Origin of the sequence: Nostoc sp. 106C (assembly GCF_002154725.1) — a bacterium.
Lineage (GTDB): Bacteria > Cyanobacteriota > Cyanobacteriia > Cyanobacteriales > Nostocaceae > Aulosira.
Genome location: NZ_MTAW01000047.1, coordinates 34,388 through 48,836, shown reverse-complemented (window position 1 = coordinate 48,836; position 14,449 = coordinate 34,388). Strand labels below are relative to the sequence as shown.

General features: G+C 40.1%; 19 protein-coding genes. 5 read left to right on the top strand and 14 right to left on the bottom strand.

Features of this window, described 5'->3' with window-relative positions; all coding sequences use genetic code 11:
• Positions 1 to 89 precede the first annotated feature (89 nt).
• The 3 genes from BV375_RS38010 to BV375_RS03615 all read right to left on the bottom strand — a co-directional run bounded on the left by BV375_RS38010 (position 90) and on the right by BV375_RS03615 (position 1,642).
• Positions 90 to 314, bottom strand: a complete 225-nt coding sequence (locus BV375_RS38010; protein ID WP_086757359.1) for a hypothetical protein — start codon at positions 312 to 314, stop codon at positions 90 to 92.
• 8 nt (positions 315 to 322) lie between these two features.
• A complete protein-coding gene (locus tag BV375_RS03620; RefSeq protein ID WP_086757356.1) occupies positions 323 to 574 on the bottom strand; it encodes a hypothetical protein in 252 nt (83 codons plus the stop codon).
• A 90-nt stretch (positions 575 to 664) separates the two neighbouring features.
• Positions 665 to 1,642, bottom strand: a complete 978-nt coding sequence (locus BV375_RS03615) for a hypothetical protein (protein ID WP_086757354.1) — start codon at positions 1,640 to 1,642, stop codon at positions 665 to 667.
• A gap of 1,087 nt (positions 1,643 to 2,729) precedes the next feature.
• Between BV375_RS03615 and BV375_RS03610 the strand changes: the two genes are divergently transcribed.
• Both BV375_RS03610 and BV375_RS03605 read left to right on the top strand, forming a co-directional pair.
• A complete protein-coding gene (locus BV375_RS03610) occupies positions 2,730 to 3,692 on the top strand; it encodes a hydrogenase small subunit (RefSeq protein WP_086757352.1) in 963 nt (320 codons plus the stop codon).
• Positions 3,693 to 3,775: 83 nt separating this feature from the next.
• Positions 3,776 to 5,371, top strand: coding sequence for a nickel-dependent hydrogenase large subunit (locus tag BV375_RS03605; protein WP_086757351.1), 1,596 nt, complete (start codon positions 3,776 to 3,778; stop codon positions 5,369 to 5,371).
• A 125-nt stretch (positions 5,372 to 5,496) separates the two neighbouring features.
• Here BV375_RS03605 and BV375_RS03600 read toward each other — a convergent pair whose 3' ends face one another.
• From BV375_RS03600 to BV375_RS03590, 3 genes are all read right to left on the bottom strand, one after another.
• Positions 5,497 to 5,706 (bottom strand): hypothetical protein, encoded by a 210-nt coding sequence (locus BV375_RS03600; RefSeq protein WP_086757349.1) that lies wholly within the window; start codon positions 5,704 to 5,706, stop codon positions 5,497 to 5,499.
• Entirely contained in the window at positions 5,703 to 5,894 is a 192-nt protein-coding gene (locus tag BV375_RS03595; RefSeq protein WP_086757347.1) for a hypothetical protein, read from the bottom strand. Before BV375_RS03595 ends, BV375_RS03600 begins: the two co-directional genes overlap by 4 nt.
• A 105-nt stretch (positions 5,895 to 5,999) precedes the next feature.
• The gene (locus BV375_RS03590) at positions 6,000 to 6,644 is read right to left on the bottom strand and encodes a DUF1294 domain-containing protein (protein ID WP_086757345.1); all 645 of its coding nucleotides are present in this window, start codon (positions 6,642 to 6,644) and stop codon (positions 6,000 to 6,002) included.
• A 382-nt stretch (positions 6,645 to 7,026) separates the two neighbouring features.
• Between BV375_RS03590 and BV375_RS03585 the strand changes: the two genes are divergently transcribed.
• Both BV375_RS03585 and BV375_RS03580 read left to right on the top strand, forming a co-directional pair.
• Positions 7,027 to 7,449, top strand: a complete 423-nt coding sequence (locus tag BV375_RS03585) for a hypothetical protein (RefSeq protein WP_086757342.1) — start codon at positions 7,027 to 7,029, stop codon at positions 7,447 to 7,449.
• Positions 7,450 to 7,645: 196 nt separating this feature from the next.
• Positions 7,646 to 8,119 carry a hydrogenase maturation protease gene (locus BV375_RS03580; RefSeq protein ID WP_086757340.1) on the top strand — a complete coding sequence of 158 codons (474 nt, stop codon included), beginning with the start codon at positions 7,646 to 7,648 and terminating at the stop codon, positions 8,117 to 8,119.
• Positions 8,120 to 8,152: 33 nt separating this feature from the next.
• On the opposite strand, the gene BV375_RS03575 is transcribed toward BV375_RS03580, so the two are convergent.
• From BV375_RS03575 to BV375_RS03560, 4 genes are all read right to left on the bottom strand, one after another.
• A complete protein-coding gene (locus BV375_RS03575; RefSeq protein WP_086757338.1) occupies positions 8,153 to 8,527 on the bottom strand; it encodes a hypothetical protein in 375 nt (124 codons plus the stop codon).
• Between the two features lie 18 nt (positions 8,528 to 8,545).
• A complete protein-coding gene (locus tag BV375_RS03570; protein WP_086757332.1) occupies positions 8,546 to 9,832 on the bottom strand; it encodes a nitroreductase family protein in 1,287 nt (428 codons plus the stop codon).
• The gene (locus BV375_RS03565) at positions 9,819 to 10,283 is read right to left on the bottom strand and encodes an ankyrin repeat domain-containing protein (RefSeq protein WP_086757330.1); all 465 of its coding nucleotides are present in this window, start codon (positions 10,281 to 10,283) and stop codon (positions 9,819 to 9,821) included. Before BV375_RS03565 ends, BV375_RS03570 begins: the two co-directional genes overlap by 14 nt.
• Positions 10,284 to 10,672: 389 nt before the next feature.
• Positions 10,673 to 11,269: a CBS domain-containing protein gene (locus BV375_RS03560; protein WP_166507361.1), complete on the bottom strand. Its 597-nt coding sequence runs from the start codon at positions 11,267 to 11,269 to the stop codon at positions 10,673 to 10,675.
• Between the two features lie 779 nt (positions 11,270 to 12,048).
• On the opposite strand from BV375_RS03560, the gene BV375_RS03555 reads away from it, so the two are divergent.
• Complete coding sequence (locus BV375_RS03555; protein ID WP_086757328.1) at positions 12,049 to 12,258, top strand: molybdopterin-binding protein; 210 nt, start codon at positions 12,049 to 12,051, stop codon at positions 12,256 to 12,258.
• 88 nt (positions 12,259 to 12,346) lie between these two features.
• On the opposite strand, the gene BV375_RS03550 is transcribed toward BV375_RS03555, so the two are convergent.
• The 4 genes from BV375_RS03550 to BV375_RS03535 all read right to left on the bottom strand — a co-directional run bounded on the left by BV375_RS03550 (position 12,347) and on the right by BV375_RS03535 (position 14,439).
• Entirely contained in the window at positions 12,347 to 12,601 is a 255-nt protein-coding gene (locus BV375_RS03550; RefSeq protein WP_086757326.1) for a FeoA family protein, read from the bottom strand.
• A 105-nt stretch (positions 12,602 to 12,706) separates the two neighbouring features.
• Complete coding sequence (locus BV375_RS03545; RefSeq protein WP_086686966.1) at positions 12,707 to 13,006, bottom strand: 2Fe-2S iron-sulfur cluster-binding protein; 300 nt, start codon at positions 13,004 to 13,006, stop codon at positions 12,707 to 12,709.
• A gap of 189 nt (positions 13,007 to 13,195) precedes the next feature.
• Positions 13,196 to 13,567 (bottom strand): iron-sulfur cluster assembly accessory protein, encoded by a 372-nt coding sequence (locus BV375_RS03540; protein ID WP_086757415.1) that lies wholly within the window; start codon positions 13,565 to 13,567, stop codon positions 13,196 to 13,198.
• Between the two features lie 71 nt (positions 13,568 to 13,638).
• Complete coding sequence (locus BV375_RS03535; protein WP_086757324.1) at positions 13,639 to 14,439, bottom strand: HesA/MoeB/ThiF family protein; 801 nt, start codon at positions 14,437 to 14,439, stop codon at positions 13,639 to 13,641.
• Between the last annotated feature and the right edge of the window lie 10 nt (positions 14,440 to 14,449).

Below are 14,449 nucleotides of genomic sequence, written 5' to 3'. Positions count from 1 at the left end.
AGAGTCAAGAGTCCAAAGCCAAGAGTAATTAGTTATTGCTTATTCAAATAATAAATGACTAAGGACAATTGACAAATGACAATGAAACTTCACTTCATTCTGAAATCTTTAAGTAAAAATGGCATAATTGCACCAGTAGCTAAGCTAGATATTACTACTGGTAACCAAAAAGGCATTTCTGTTTGTGCAAGTGAAATTAATATTAGGCAATCTATGCTAATACCAATTGCCATTTGACGGACAAAATGTAATGGGTCGCGCAGTAACTTTCCTTTGAAAAATAATTTAGCGGAAAACCACCCAATCTCAAACATAATGTCTCCTAGAAATTTGTTATAAAATTCAGTACAGCTAGCCCTAAAAGCATGGCTGGAATCACACCCGCAGGGCCAAATAATCCACCCAACATTGCCGAAAACTTATAGCCTATATCTTTTCCAGCTAATAGCATTCCACCAATAGCGCCGCCAATCATAGATAAGATAGTTGCTATTAATACCCACACAATTTCTGTGCTAATGTTAAGTTCTCCAGATGCGAAGCTGGTAAAAAAATTAGTCAATATGTCTCTCATTGGTTGGCTTCCTTTTAATAGAAAAATTTTAATTGCTAATTAGTACACACTACACAAGCTAATAAGTACTAACTGTTAAGGGCTAACTGTTTAATTTTCTTTATTTGTAATGTCTGCAACAATTTGTTGTATCGCTTGGGCTAGTAATTGTGCTTGTTCTAGCTGTTGGTGTTGGGTAAAGAGTTCCCAAGCTTCTTGATAATAGGCACTTGCTTGTAAGAGATTTTGCAAATTACCAACTTCTGGTTTTTGAGGATCGTCTGGTAAGTTGCATAGAGCGTTGGCTTTGTTAGAAATTGTGTTAGCGTATTCGAGAGGCATATCTTTGGGGTTACGCACTTTTAAAGCTTCGTCATAAGCTGCGATCGCTCGTAAGTTATTCTCTAAAGAATTAGCATTTACTAAATATTGCCAAGCATTACCCAAATTGTTTTGCAACATCGCATATTCTCTAGGGTGATCAATCAGCGTAATATGCTTTAGCGCCACTTCAAATGTCTGTATTGCTAGTCCCTGACGCAAGTATTCCCGTTCTGAGGCTAGGGGCATGGAAAGATAGGCGATCGCAATATTGTTGTATAAAATGGCGTATTCTTGGGGATAATCTTGCCAGGTAAACACCCGCAAAGCCTGATGATAAACTTTGATGCTGTCCACTATCCGCGCTAAATTAAAGGGCACTAGTGATTGCAACACCAACCCCAAGTTCATTTGTGCTTCTGCCAGTTCTGTTGGCGAAGCTAACTGTTGTAAAATTGGCAATGCCTCTTCATAACCAGCTTTCGCTTGCAGCAGTAGTTGCGGTCCTACATCCGGAATCCTCTGTAATGTCCCAGCCATCCCCACTTGAGACTTGGCTTTCAGTAGGGGATAATCCTCACCGCACATTTGATATGCCCGGTAATACAGAGAAACTGCATTCCGCAAATCTTTGGCAGTTTGGGGCTTTTTTTGAAAGCCTAGCGCCATCTCGATCAGCATCTGGATTTTTTCTTCTGTAGTTGCTGACTCTGATGCAATGGCTGCAATGGCCGCCGTCACTACTAAATCTGTAATGCTAGGGGTCATAACTACCGTAATCTGGCCGTATGGGGAATTCAATTTTTCAACGCCCAGGAAAGATTAAGACAGATTTATCCTGTCTCATCAAGGGCTATACATACTTAGCCGATTTACGCAGATATTCAGTAGTGCTGAGTAAAACCCAAAAACTGTAGGGGTTTAGCATTACTCTACCCTGACGATGATTGAGTAAGGAAGAAGTTTCTTTCTCTCCATATTCAAAATATTGAGTCAACAAACCTATGTACAGAAGCTAAAAGTTCTTCCTATTTCCTTACTCAGCACTCAGTACTTTTACCTCAGCACTGTTTCAGTGAATCTCTTAGGCGGAACCCCTTGATTTTCCCCAACATCATCCAGTCTCTTTCGCCTCCTCTCCACTTCTATCCGCACAACGGGCAGAATATCTCAACGTCCCCTCTCTCTTTTCAGATGCGATATAAAGGGATTGTTATACCTAGGGTTAGGGAACGAAACAAGGCATCCAGAATTTCAATAAACAGGTATTTTTGCCAGAAGTTTACTGAACACTCCTTGGATTGAATGAATCAAGCTTTTAAACTATAAAACAAACTATTTACAAATTTCTAGAGGGAAATTGCCAATATTAATGACAGTTTTAAATACCTTAAAATTTTGTTAACTGATTTGGTATCACCTACTAACAAATACAGTAAATTATTTTGAAATGTTTAAATATATTTAATGCAATTTTTGCATTCATGTCATCAAATAGCGATGAAATTTTTGCAGCCATCAATAAGGCTTACTCACTAATAATTATTTTTAATATGTCTCTAAAGTTATTGCTCTGCTTACAGTTCATCGAAAATTCAAAATGTAATTGAATAGAGAAGAGATGATATTGGTCTATCTATTATCCATATTTTTTGGAAAAAGTCTGTTATAGCTACAACGTTTTGCTAAAATTTTGGATTCGCTAAAATTCAGAAAAATCATAAATTTTTATTTATTCATAAAAAATAGCCAAAAAATATATTAATTTTAGAAATAAACAGTGATAAACAGGTGATACGCTACAGGACTTATCACCTGAATCATGCACACTAAGCAGTAGAAAAATATATAGCCGATGACTAACGTACTATGGCTACAAGGTGGTGCTTGTTCAGGCAATACAATGTCATTCCTGAATGCTGAAGAACCAACAGTCTGCGATTTAATTGCCGACTTTGGCATTAAAATACTTTGGCATCCATCCTTAGGGTTGGAACTAGGCGATCGCTTACAACAACTACTACGAGATTGCATTTCGGGCAAAATTCCCCTAGATATCTTGGTGTTTGAAGGTAGTGTTGTCAACGCCCCCAACGGTACAGGTGAGTGGAATCGCTTTGCCGATCGCCCCATGAAAGATTGGTTAACAGAACTCTCCCAAGTAGCTAGCTTTATTGTGGCTGTGGGAGACTGTGCCACATGGGGAGGAATTCCCGCCATGTCACCTAACCCTAGCGAGTCACAAGGGTTGCAATTTCTCAAACGTCAAGAAGGCGGTTTTTTAGGTAAAGATTTCCGCACGAAATCAGGATTACCTGTAATTAATATTCCCGGATGTCCAGCCCATCCTGACTGGATTAGTCAAATTTTAGTGGCGATCGCCACCGGACGCATTGAAGATATTGCCCTTGATGAACTAAATCGTCCGCAAACCTTCTTCAACACCTACACCCAAACAGGTTGTACCCGTAACGTCCACTTTGCCTACAAAGCATCAACCGCCGAATTTGGTCAACGCAAAGGCTGTCTATTTTATGATTTAGGCTGTCGTGGGCCCATGACTCATTCCTCTTGTAACCGCATCTTATGGAACCGCGTTTCCTCCAAAACTCGCGCCGGTATGCCTTGTTTAGGTTGCACCGAACCAGAATTTCCCTTCTACGACCTCAAACCTGGAACTGTATTTAAAACGCAAACAGTCATGGGGGTTCCCAAAGAATTACCACCTGGCGTGAAGCCAAAAGACTATGCCGTACTCACAATGGTAGCCAAAGACATGGCACCAGCTTGGGCAGATGAGGACTTTTTCACAGTTTAGTCATTGGTCATTGGTCATTGGTCATTAGTGGTAAATGCCAAAGGACAAAGGACAAATAACAAAGGACAAAGGACAAATAACAAATGACAATTCAATCATTAGACATTTCGCCCGTCGGGAGAGTCGAGGGTGATTTAGATGTCCGGGTGGATATCGAAGATGGCTATGTAGTCAACGCCTGGACACACGCTGAACTCTTCCGAGGGTTTGAAGTTATCCTCCGTGGTAAAGACCCCCAAGCCGGATTAATCGTCACACCTCGCATTTGCGGTATCTGCGGTGGTTCTCATCTAACTTGTGCATCTTGGGCACTAGATACACTTTGGGGAACAGAGGTTCCACGCAATGCAATTTTGGCAAGAAATTTAGGTCAAATTGTCGAGACAATCCAAAGTATACCTCGTTACTTTTATGGTTTATTTGCGATTGACTTAACCAATAGAAAGTACCGTAATAGTCGCTTTTATGAAGAAGCTACCAAACGCTTTGCTGCCTTCACTGGTACATCTTACGAATTAGGGGTGACAATTTCTGCCAAACCAGTGGAAATTTACGCCCTTTTAGGCGGTCAATGGCCTCATTCTAGTTACATGGTTCCTGGCGGTGTGATGTGCGCCCCCACCCTCACCGATATTACACGCGCTTGGTCGTTGTTGGAATACTTCCGCACCAATTGGTTAGAACCAGTATGGTTGGGTTGTTCCCTTGAACGATACGAACAAATCCAGACTTACGATGACTTCAGGGATTGGTTAGACGAAGACCGTAAGCATCGGGATTCCGACTTGGGTTTATATTGGCGCATGGGTTTAGATATTGGTCTTGATAGATATGGCGCTGGTGTTGGTAAATATGTGACTTGGGGATATTTAGCCCATGAGGACAAATACCAAAAGCCGACTATTGAAGGGCGAAATGCTGCCATGATCATGAAAAGTGGAGTGTATGACAGCTTTAATGACACTCACACCTTGATGGATCAATCCTTTACCCGCGAGAACACCACTCACTCTTGGTACGATGAGGGTATAGCAGATATTCATCCGGGCGATCGCACAACTAATCCCATACAAAAGAATACCAAAGACTTTGATAATGCCTATTCTTGGGCAAGTGCAGTCCTACACAAAGACTTCGGACGTTTAGAAGCTGGGCCTTTGGCACGTCAGTTAGTCGCAGGCGGTAAACATGGAGAAACTTGGCAGCACTACGACGGATTTATTTTAGATGTGTTCAAGCAGATGGGTGGTGCTAGTATTCATGTGCGTCAGCTTGCACGAGTTCACGAAATTGTCAAGCTTTATCGTCAAGCCGAACACTGTTTGCGCGAATTTAAGTTAAATGACCCTTGGTATATCAAACCCCAAGAAAAAGATGGCAAGGGTTGGGGTGCAACAGAAGCAGCAAGAGGTTCTTTGTGTCACTGGGTAGAAGTAGAGGGAGGTAAGATTAAGAACTACCAAGTTATCGCCCCAGGTACTTGGAATATCGGCCCCCGTGACGGTGAAGGAATGCGCGGCCCTATTGAAGAAGCTTTAATCGGGACACCTATTTATGATTCTAGCGATCCAGTAGAAGTTGGTCACGTCGCGCGATCGTTTGATTCTTGCTTGGTGTGTACAGTTCACGCCCACGATGCGAAGACTGGTGAAGAGTTGGCGCGTTTTCGGACTGCCTAGACGATGCTAATAGCTAATGGTTAATCATCATTAGCTATGATGCCTTGAGAGTTATGCGATCGCCTAATTCATACTTAGATTCAGCAACTCCCTAAATTTTAGATAGGCTCCCATCCGTACTACAGCTAGTCCGACTCGCCTTCCACTGATAAGCGTTGAATTCTATCACTGAGATTCTCTTCCCATTGAATATCGCTCATATCTATACTAATCATCCGTCCAGCCGCTTGGGAACGGTCAACATACACCTGAAACGCAATAATATCTTCTCTATGAGTCAGTACATAGCGTCGTAACTCATCAAGGCCCATTGCGTCATAATTAGCTGTTGTCATGGCTCGTATCCACCAGTAGGCTTAATCTCAAAATCTAAATTTTCTCCAGCCAGTACGTATAACTTGCGAGTTCTTCCATCTATGCGAACAAGCTCAATATTTCTATACTGCCATCCGGGGTAGATAATATTGGTCAGCCGATAACACAGTCTATAAAGTCTTTGAGTTTGCTCATTTGTGGGATTCATCTTATTACGTATAGCTTAACTTGCCAACTCATAATACGGCTCAATCGCCACCAATATCACGTGCGTTTATTTATTGTTCCTTTAAGGAAGTACCCAAAAATCGCCTCACATTTTAATTCGCGACAGCCAATTTAACCAAAATCCAATATGCAGAACTGCTATCACCCAAAAGACAATTTGATAGGAAGCTTTGCTACTTTTATGACGTAGTGTCTGTTGAGCAACAAACGCACCTAACCAACCACCCAATAATTCACATAGATGCAAAGTATTCTCTGGCACTCTCCATCGTCCTTGTTTTGCACGAGATTTATCATCGGCGTATAGTGCAAAGGTAATTAAACTCATGACAGGATAAAGGATGAGAGGAATTGGGTTGCTAGTTGTCAATGCAAGATGGATCGAACCCAAGCCAGGCAGTAGACATAGAAGCAAAGTCTTTAATGCTAATGATGAAAATTTCATCACAGGCTTGGATGTAGATTTCGTTTTTGGTGCGGTAGAAGATGAAGATTGAGGTATTATTTTTGATGTAACCCCTGTGAACAACGCATTACACGCGCTTACCTTACCGTTTTTATCAACTGTAAGTTGATATTGAATAAAATCTCCAACTTGGGGACGACGGTTAACATCTTTGAATGCACTGACGTGAATAAAGACTTCTTGACTACAATCGCTAGGTTGTATGAAACCAAACCCCCGATTGTCTTTCCATCTGATTATTTGACCGCTTAAAACAGGTTTCATGAACAAGTCTTATGTCTATACCTGTTCTATAGTGTGCCCATTTATAAACGAACAGACAATTACATGATCGTTCTTCTGCAAAATCAAGTGCTTGCTAGAAGCAATGATGCTCTCTTCAAGTCCAATCCTCTGTGCGTAAATCTACAATTTGTCCAAAATCAGCAGAATTTCGAGTCAATAGAATAGCTTGATTCACAAGTGCGATCGCTCCAGCCAAAATGATTACTTTCTATACCTCCAACTTGGCGATCGCACTTCACTGAAGTCTAGCAATCTAACTATTTATTCAACAGTCGTAGCTTAACACACTAAATCTTATAGCAACAGTGAGTTAGGCTGGCATTAATGCACTTCAAAAAACTGAAATTTACAAGGTAAGCTTGTGTCTGATATTGCCCTACACAGATATCTCCCTCGCCTTCCCGAAACCGCACTACAAGAGTTTACAGAATGGTGTGTTTTAGAGCAGGCAAAAGCAGCAGGATTTGACTTTACTCCAGATACAAGTAAGTTGAATAACTTACCACCACAAGACTACATTCCGAAGCTGATCGACCAGTTTTTGAAAGTTAAACCAGACCCAATTAAAGCAGGTTTAGTAGCTGCGATCGCAGGAAAGGAAGCAGACAAACACGCTTTATCTGGATTAGCGGCTTTAGCTGATTTTGTCTCACTTTATGTCAAGTACTTAATTCCTAAAGATGGTAGTACTCCCGAACAAGCAGATGCTCTATTGTTGGAAGCAGCACAAAAACAGTGTGAAAAACTATATCAAATTGCTAAACAACATGGTGTAGATTTTTAGAACTGGGCGGCTAGAAACCGCAGCTAGGCGGGTTGAGAAAAGCTTGATTTTGTATTAGCCCACGAAGGTGGGCTTTATTTGTCTATTCGTGAATTTTATTCGCCAAGGCTTAAGTTGGCCGATTGACAATCAAGCTGTACAAGATGATTTTTGCATCCGTAGAGATGCTAACTTATTCTAAAATTCTGATTAACCAATGCTAACTATTATTGGTTGCGGTAATCTCAATCGCAGTGATGACGCTGTAGGTGTAATTGTTGCCCAACGCTTACAACAATATCTAGCCCAAAATCCTAATCCCAAGGTGCAAGTTTACGACTGTGGAACCGCAGGGATGGAAGTAATGTTTCAAGCTAGAGGTAGCAAACAATTAATTATTATTGATGCAAGTTCAACTGGTTCAGAACCGGGTGCAGTATTTAAGGTTCCGGGTAAAGAATTGGAAGCTTTACCGGAACCTAGTTATAACTTGCATGATTTTCGCTGGGATAATGCTTTAGCTACTGGGCGGAAAATCTTTCAAAATGACTTTCCCCAAGAGGTGACAGTTTACCTCATTGAAGCAGCAAATCTTAATTTGGGATTGGAGTTAAGTCCTGCTGTTAAACATTCTGCTGATCTGGTTTTTGAAGAGGTAGCTGCAACTATCAGACAGAATATTAATGAATAAGTATGCTTGGTTGAAGTTGTCTTCCTCATTTTCCTATCCGGCTAAGTCACGATAAACAGCGAGTTCATCTACCCTCATTTCAAAGGGTATACCTTGACTTTCGGGAGGACAGACGCGGATTTTAGCACTGCTGACAATTTGGTTGAGTAATGTCCCCATTGGCACAATTTTCTGTAAGACGCGCCAGTTGGTAACTTGATCGGGACATTCGATTACCAATACCATAGCATTGGCATGAGTGGTAACATACCAGCGACAACTAGATAAAAGATTTTGGATAGCGCGATCGCACGCTTCATAAAAGTACCTGCTAATAGAATACTCTAGTTGCTGACGCAGGATAATATCTGCTGATGTCAGTTGCATTGGATGTGAATCATCTTCTGGGGAGTAAATTTCTTTAGCCATCTTTGTTGATTTCCTAACTTATATGCCAATTGCCATTGCATAGAGGACATCTTTATTAGTTTCTAAGAATTCCTGAGTCTCATCATCATAGAAAGCACCAACACCGCTACAATGGATGCCCCAAAAATTGCTAACAAGATAAACTCTTTGCCCTAAAAAGCCAGCTATTTGCATAGCTGTTTGATAATTTATATAGTCGGACACAAAAAATAAAGTTACCGCGCTATCTCTGGCGATTGCTTGATTAATGCACAAGTAACCTGTTTTTTCACTAAAATTGCCCGCCTTAATTAGATGCTTTCCCTTATATAATCCAGGAGGCATTCCTCTGACTTCATGAACAATAGAATAAATTTGTATCTCTTCAAAATTTACTGTCGGTATCGGTTGTTCTACACTTTGCAATATCCGCCAATAATTTTCTTGAGAAATTGACTGTTTATGAAATCGTCTACTTGAGCGTCTCATCCAAACAGTCTGAAAAAATTTATCCTTGTCAAAGTTAAACTGGGGATGCACCAGTTTATGTTGGCGACTTTTAAGAAGTGAGGTTTTTTGATAGCCATCTTCTATAAATTCATTAGCTTCAAAATAAGCTGTGCCACAGACAAAAGGAACTTTCAACCTTAAATGTCTGATTTTCTTTTCTTGCACTTCTCCTGAAATCGCACAAGCACTAATAAACTCTTTATTCTCAAATCCTAAATCCGCATTGAGAGCGAGTTTATCAAAATCAAAAATAAATTGGATCTCTTGATCGTGAATGTAGGCTGATGCAGCAATTGCACCTAAATGGTGACCGCTATCTAGCCAGCAATATCTTAGGCTCCTGTCTTTATATTTCCAGCTAGACCTATAATAAACACAACTAATTAAAAAAATGAAGCCATTTATACTTTTGCCCGGTATAATATAACTCTCTAAACCATCATCAATTAATTCATATATTAGTGTTAGACAATTATTCTCAACTTCTAAATGATATATACCATTTACTATTCCTTGGATGCCGCGAATCTGTACATAAACTTCTGTAGGGTATAACGCGCCCGCAGATGGATTTACACGCAGTTTTTGTGAACTCTCTTTATACATTTTTTCCAGAGTTACAGTACTGGTTAAGCTGATAAATGAGTGAACAGGATTATTGAGATTTAATTTCACTCTTCTATAAAATTTTGGATAAAGTTTAAATGCAGATGGCTGAGTTGATGCATCTACATAATTCGGATCGATCTGCACCGATAAGTAAGAATGCTTTGTTGCTTGATGATAGTCTGGCTGTAACAGCTTACTTTGAGGCATTTTTGAGTATCCTTAAGACTTCTATATTGCTAGCAAAATCTATTGCTTTAAAATCGTCTAAGTTTTTTAAATTTATGTTAGGATTGTGTTGTAACAACAATTTAACTACTTCAGTTTTTCCTGCTGATGCTGCATACATCAAAACAGTAGCCCCATTATCGTTTTGGTTATTAATGTTGATGTTGGCAGTAAGCAACAAATTGATCAAATCGAAGTAGTTGCCAAAACAAGCAAACCATAAAGCATTATTACTATCATTGTTTTTGGCATTAATATCCACACCTAAACTAATTAGTTCCTTGACTACCGAGTAGACTCCTTCTCTGGTAGCTTTCATCAAAGCCGTATCACCATTTTCACCAGGCTGATTCAAGTCATCAGAGTTGTATCCCTTCTCACTCAGCCATTGACTTGTTGTTTTGCTCAGATTTTGCTGATTTCTTGAATTCATAAACATCTTACTTAGAGATTGGCATAGGGCCGATTACCTGTCATAGCAATTCTTAGAAAAGGTAATGGTGGGCATTACCCACCATGTTAAAGGAAAGCTATGAGACCCATTAAACTATGAGGAAGGTATGATAACTGTTAACTGTTAAGCAACAACAATTAATAGTAAATACTTCCCACTTACCAACTATTGCTGATAGCCAAAAAGCATCAATCTAGTAACGATAAAGTAGCCACATTGCCCAACCTGGTATCTATCTAGATAACCTAAGTTTTTCTTGTTATCTTAGGATAATACAAAGCTAGCAGGAGATAGAGCATTAGCTAGGTACTGAGTTACAAAATTGGAAAATTGATGCTCTAAACAGTACATCTCACTAGACAAATCGGTTAACCTACAGACACATATTCTCGACCCTCAGAGAATAGCTGTCTTGCTGTTTTCTCTGGTTTGGGTGCGCCATAATAACCAGCTTCAGCCTCAAGTTCGTCTACTAACTCCCAAGCTTCGCCGGCTCTTTTTGAATCTGCACCATAGTTAGCGGTAATTGAGCGAGCATTGGAGATAGCCTTGTGAAGTTCTTTCTGCACAAATTTTAATTTTGGTTTTTCGACAAAGTCACCCTTAGTGATAATATCTGTAACAGAAATAATCCCTAGTAATTCACCTTGGATAACAGGCGCACGCCATACACCAGTATTAGCAAATAACCTCGCCACATATTCTACATCAAGGTCAGGATTGACTACAACGCAGGGTTTGCTCATGATTTCGTAGACATGCATTCGTTGAGGATCTTTGCCATCAGCAACAACCTTGGATACAATATCGGTTTCGGTAACGATGCCGTAAGCATCACCACTGTGACGAGGTTCTACAATCAACGCCCGTAATTCTTTGAGTCGCAAGAGTTTGACTGCTTCTGCTACAGTAGCGGAACCGCGAATAGTAGCTACATCTTGAGTCATGATTTGTTTAGCTCTCATAATCCTGGCTCCTTAAATTTAATTTGCAAGTAAGAAAATCAGTTCTAAACTGCTGCAATTCTTCCCAAACTGCACTTCATTAAATGCGACTTACTCAAATTTAATTATCATAAAATGAATTTGTCGCATGAAAAAGTGGTTACGGAAATTGGACATTCCGTTGAAAAATAAATTTATTTCATAACTTAATTACTCTGGTTATCTGTTAGCAGAAGATTTACGCATTCTTTCTTATTTATGCTGTTGAAAATATCTAAGTTTTTGCCCCAATTTTAAACTTAACCAGGATTAAGTTAGGAATGTCTGAGCTAAGTCTGTAATCGCTTTTTGCTGAACTCTAGGTTAACTGGCAACAATTTAGCTTACCTATATAATATCACTCTCATAAGTTTCAATTATGAATGATTTATAAAGATCCCCAGATATTTCATGGCTAAAAGTCTTAAACAACTTTAAATAAGCAGCATTTTTTACAATTTAAATTTAGAAAATAAGCTAATAAACTGACTTCAATAACAATAGTATTTTACAAATAAATAAGTTGGCGCTAATATTTCAAGCTATGTTAAGAAATTACAAATGTAGGGTGCGTTGCGCTGTACGATAACGCACTGTCAACAATTTAAGGTGCGTTAGCCTAGGGCATAACACACTCTATTTCTACTTCATTTGATGTATTCTGATGGACTCTTTTTATTAAGAAAATTCAAAGATTTTTACATTTAGGATAATAATTTGCTAGTTTTTACAAGTATAAATAAGTAGCAAGGAAACTTCAAATGGAAATTAGCGCTCGTAATACTCTCAAGACTACTGTGAAAAAAGTTGTTACTGGCTCTGTAAATACAGAAGTTACTTTAGAATTAGCACCTGGAGTAGAAATAGTGGCAATAATCACAAAATCCTCAGCAGAGAAGCTGGGATTGGCAGAGGGAAAGCAAGCTTATGCTGTTATAAAAGCATCGGATGTGTTAGTTGCTGTTGATTAGGAAATAGCAACCAATTATCTCAGATGGATTTAGATCCCCGACTTCTTTAAGAAGTCGGGGATCTGAGCAGCAACTTTTGTATATTTAATTATTTACTATTTGTAATTCGTACATAAATTGTACGAGCTAGTTCTAGATTTATAGTCATATTTATATTGTTAACTTTTATTTGCAAGAAGGGAAATTTTTGTACTACATCTATCTTATTTCCTACATTTATACCAGTTGCTCTCAATTGTTTTCGGATTTGTTCGTGGGAATTTTTGCAGAAAGTGACAATTCCTTCTTCTCCTGTCCTGAGCAATTCTAATGAGCAACCTTTAACAATAAAAGGGGTAAACATGAGAAGTATGAAATATGATTGTATAGATGCTCTTAAAACCGCTTACCCCAGGCTAGGATGAAGATACTTTTCATCCTTCATCCTAGTTCAAGTTATAACTGCACTTTAGACAAGATAAGGTTCTTGATGGGTCTTAATAGTGCAATTAGAACGGGGGTAGGTAACACACAGCAAAGCAAATCCCTTAGACATTTGCTCGTCATCTAAGAAGATTTGATCGGATTGATCTACTTCGCCTTCAACAACCTTACCAACACAACTAGAGCAAGATCCTGAGTGACAAGAAAATGGCAAATCAATACCTTGTTCACCTGCTGCTTCTAAGATGGTAGTCTCTTCATCCACTTCAATTGTGGTGTCGAGGTCTTCCTTTTTGTTGATTAATCTAACTTGATAGGTAGCCATTTTCAGATTCTCCTCAAACTTTATACAATTAGGTTTAATTCCCAGAATTCGTCAGTCGCCCTGTGCTACTCGTTGTCAAGCTACCTGGAGCGCTGCTGTGGCAGACTCCACACTATTACCGCAAGTCGGAAATTATGGATGCATTCTCCACAAAGCGGTATTAATGTTTTCATCAAGTCTGAAACAGTATTAGCTGCAAGGTACGCCTTCAGGCGTGCAGTCACCAGCTTTGAAAGACTTGCCACAACCGCAATTATCAGTTGCATTGGGGTTAGTAAACTTAAAGCCACTTTCCATTACCCCATCAACAAAATCGATGACAACTCCTTTCAATAACGGTACGCTTTTAGCATCAACGTAAAGTAGCACCTTGCCTTGCTCAATTACCAAATCGTCTGGTTGCGGCTTGCTAGTAATATCAATTCCATATTCATAGCCACTGCAACCACCGTCTTTTACAGAGATGCGAACGCCTTTAGTTGCACCGTTAGGGTCGGGGGCAGAAGCGACTAAGAACGCCCGCAGACGAAATTCGGCTTTTTCTGTCAAAGTTACAGTCATCAATTCTCCTGATTTGTAGCGATGAGGTTTTCTGATTACAAGAGAGGTTGCTACTAGCGCAAATAAGCTGATTATTTTGTGCAATTACTGGTGGGTTCCATAGAGTCTGATTGCGCATATCTCCAGGGAGCACTGTTACCACATACAGGACAAGAGCGATCGCGGTGAGAACGGCGTTTAGCAAATTCCATCCGGTTGAGGTCTATTGTCAACAGTTGCGACAGTAACGGTTGACTAAACCCAGTGATCAGCTTGATCGCTTCTAAAGCTGTCAGACAAGCTAGTGTCCCAGAAACAGCACCTAGAACTGAAAAGCCACGCCTATCCCAATCAGGCTTCTCTGGAAACAGACAGGACAGACAAGGAGTCACACCAGGAATAATCGTAGTCAGGTAAGCCTCCATTCCGTCCATTGCTGCTTCTACCATCGGCTTACGCCAACGCACACAAGCTGCATTCAACAAATTGCGCTCGGTAAAATTGTGGGCGCAGTCAAGAGCCATATCAGCGGACTGTACCAAGGCGTCTACATTTTCCGCGGTGATGTAATCATGAACTGCTTCCACCTGGACATCAGGATTAATCGCTTCCAGAGTTTCTTTAGCTTTGAATACCCTTGGCTGACCTACCCAATCGTCTGTCATAAGTACCTGACGATTCATATCATCTAGCCGCAGGTCACCACCCCGAACTAAGATTAGTCGCCCAACGCCCGCTACTGCTAGGTAAAGCGCCGCCGTACCGCCTAATCCCCCCACACCTGTAACCAGAACCGTCGCTGACTTTAGGCGCTTCTGAGCTAGTTCGCCAAAGTTAGGGAGCATCAATTGGCGACTATAGCGTTCTAATTCGGTAGGCGTCAGGTTTACCACTTTTTACCTC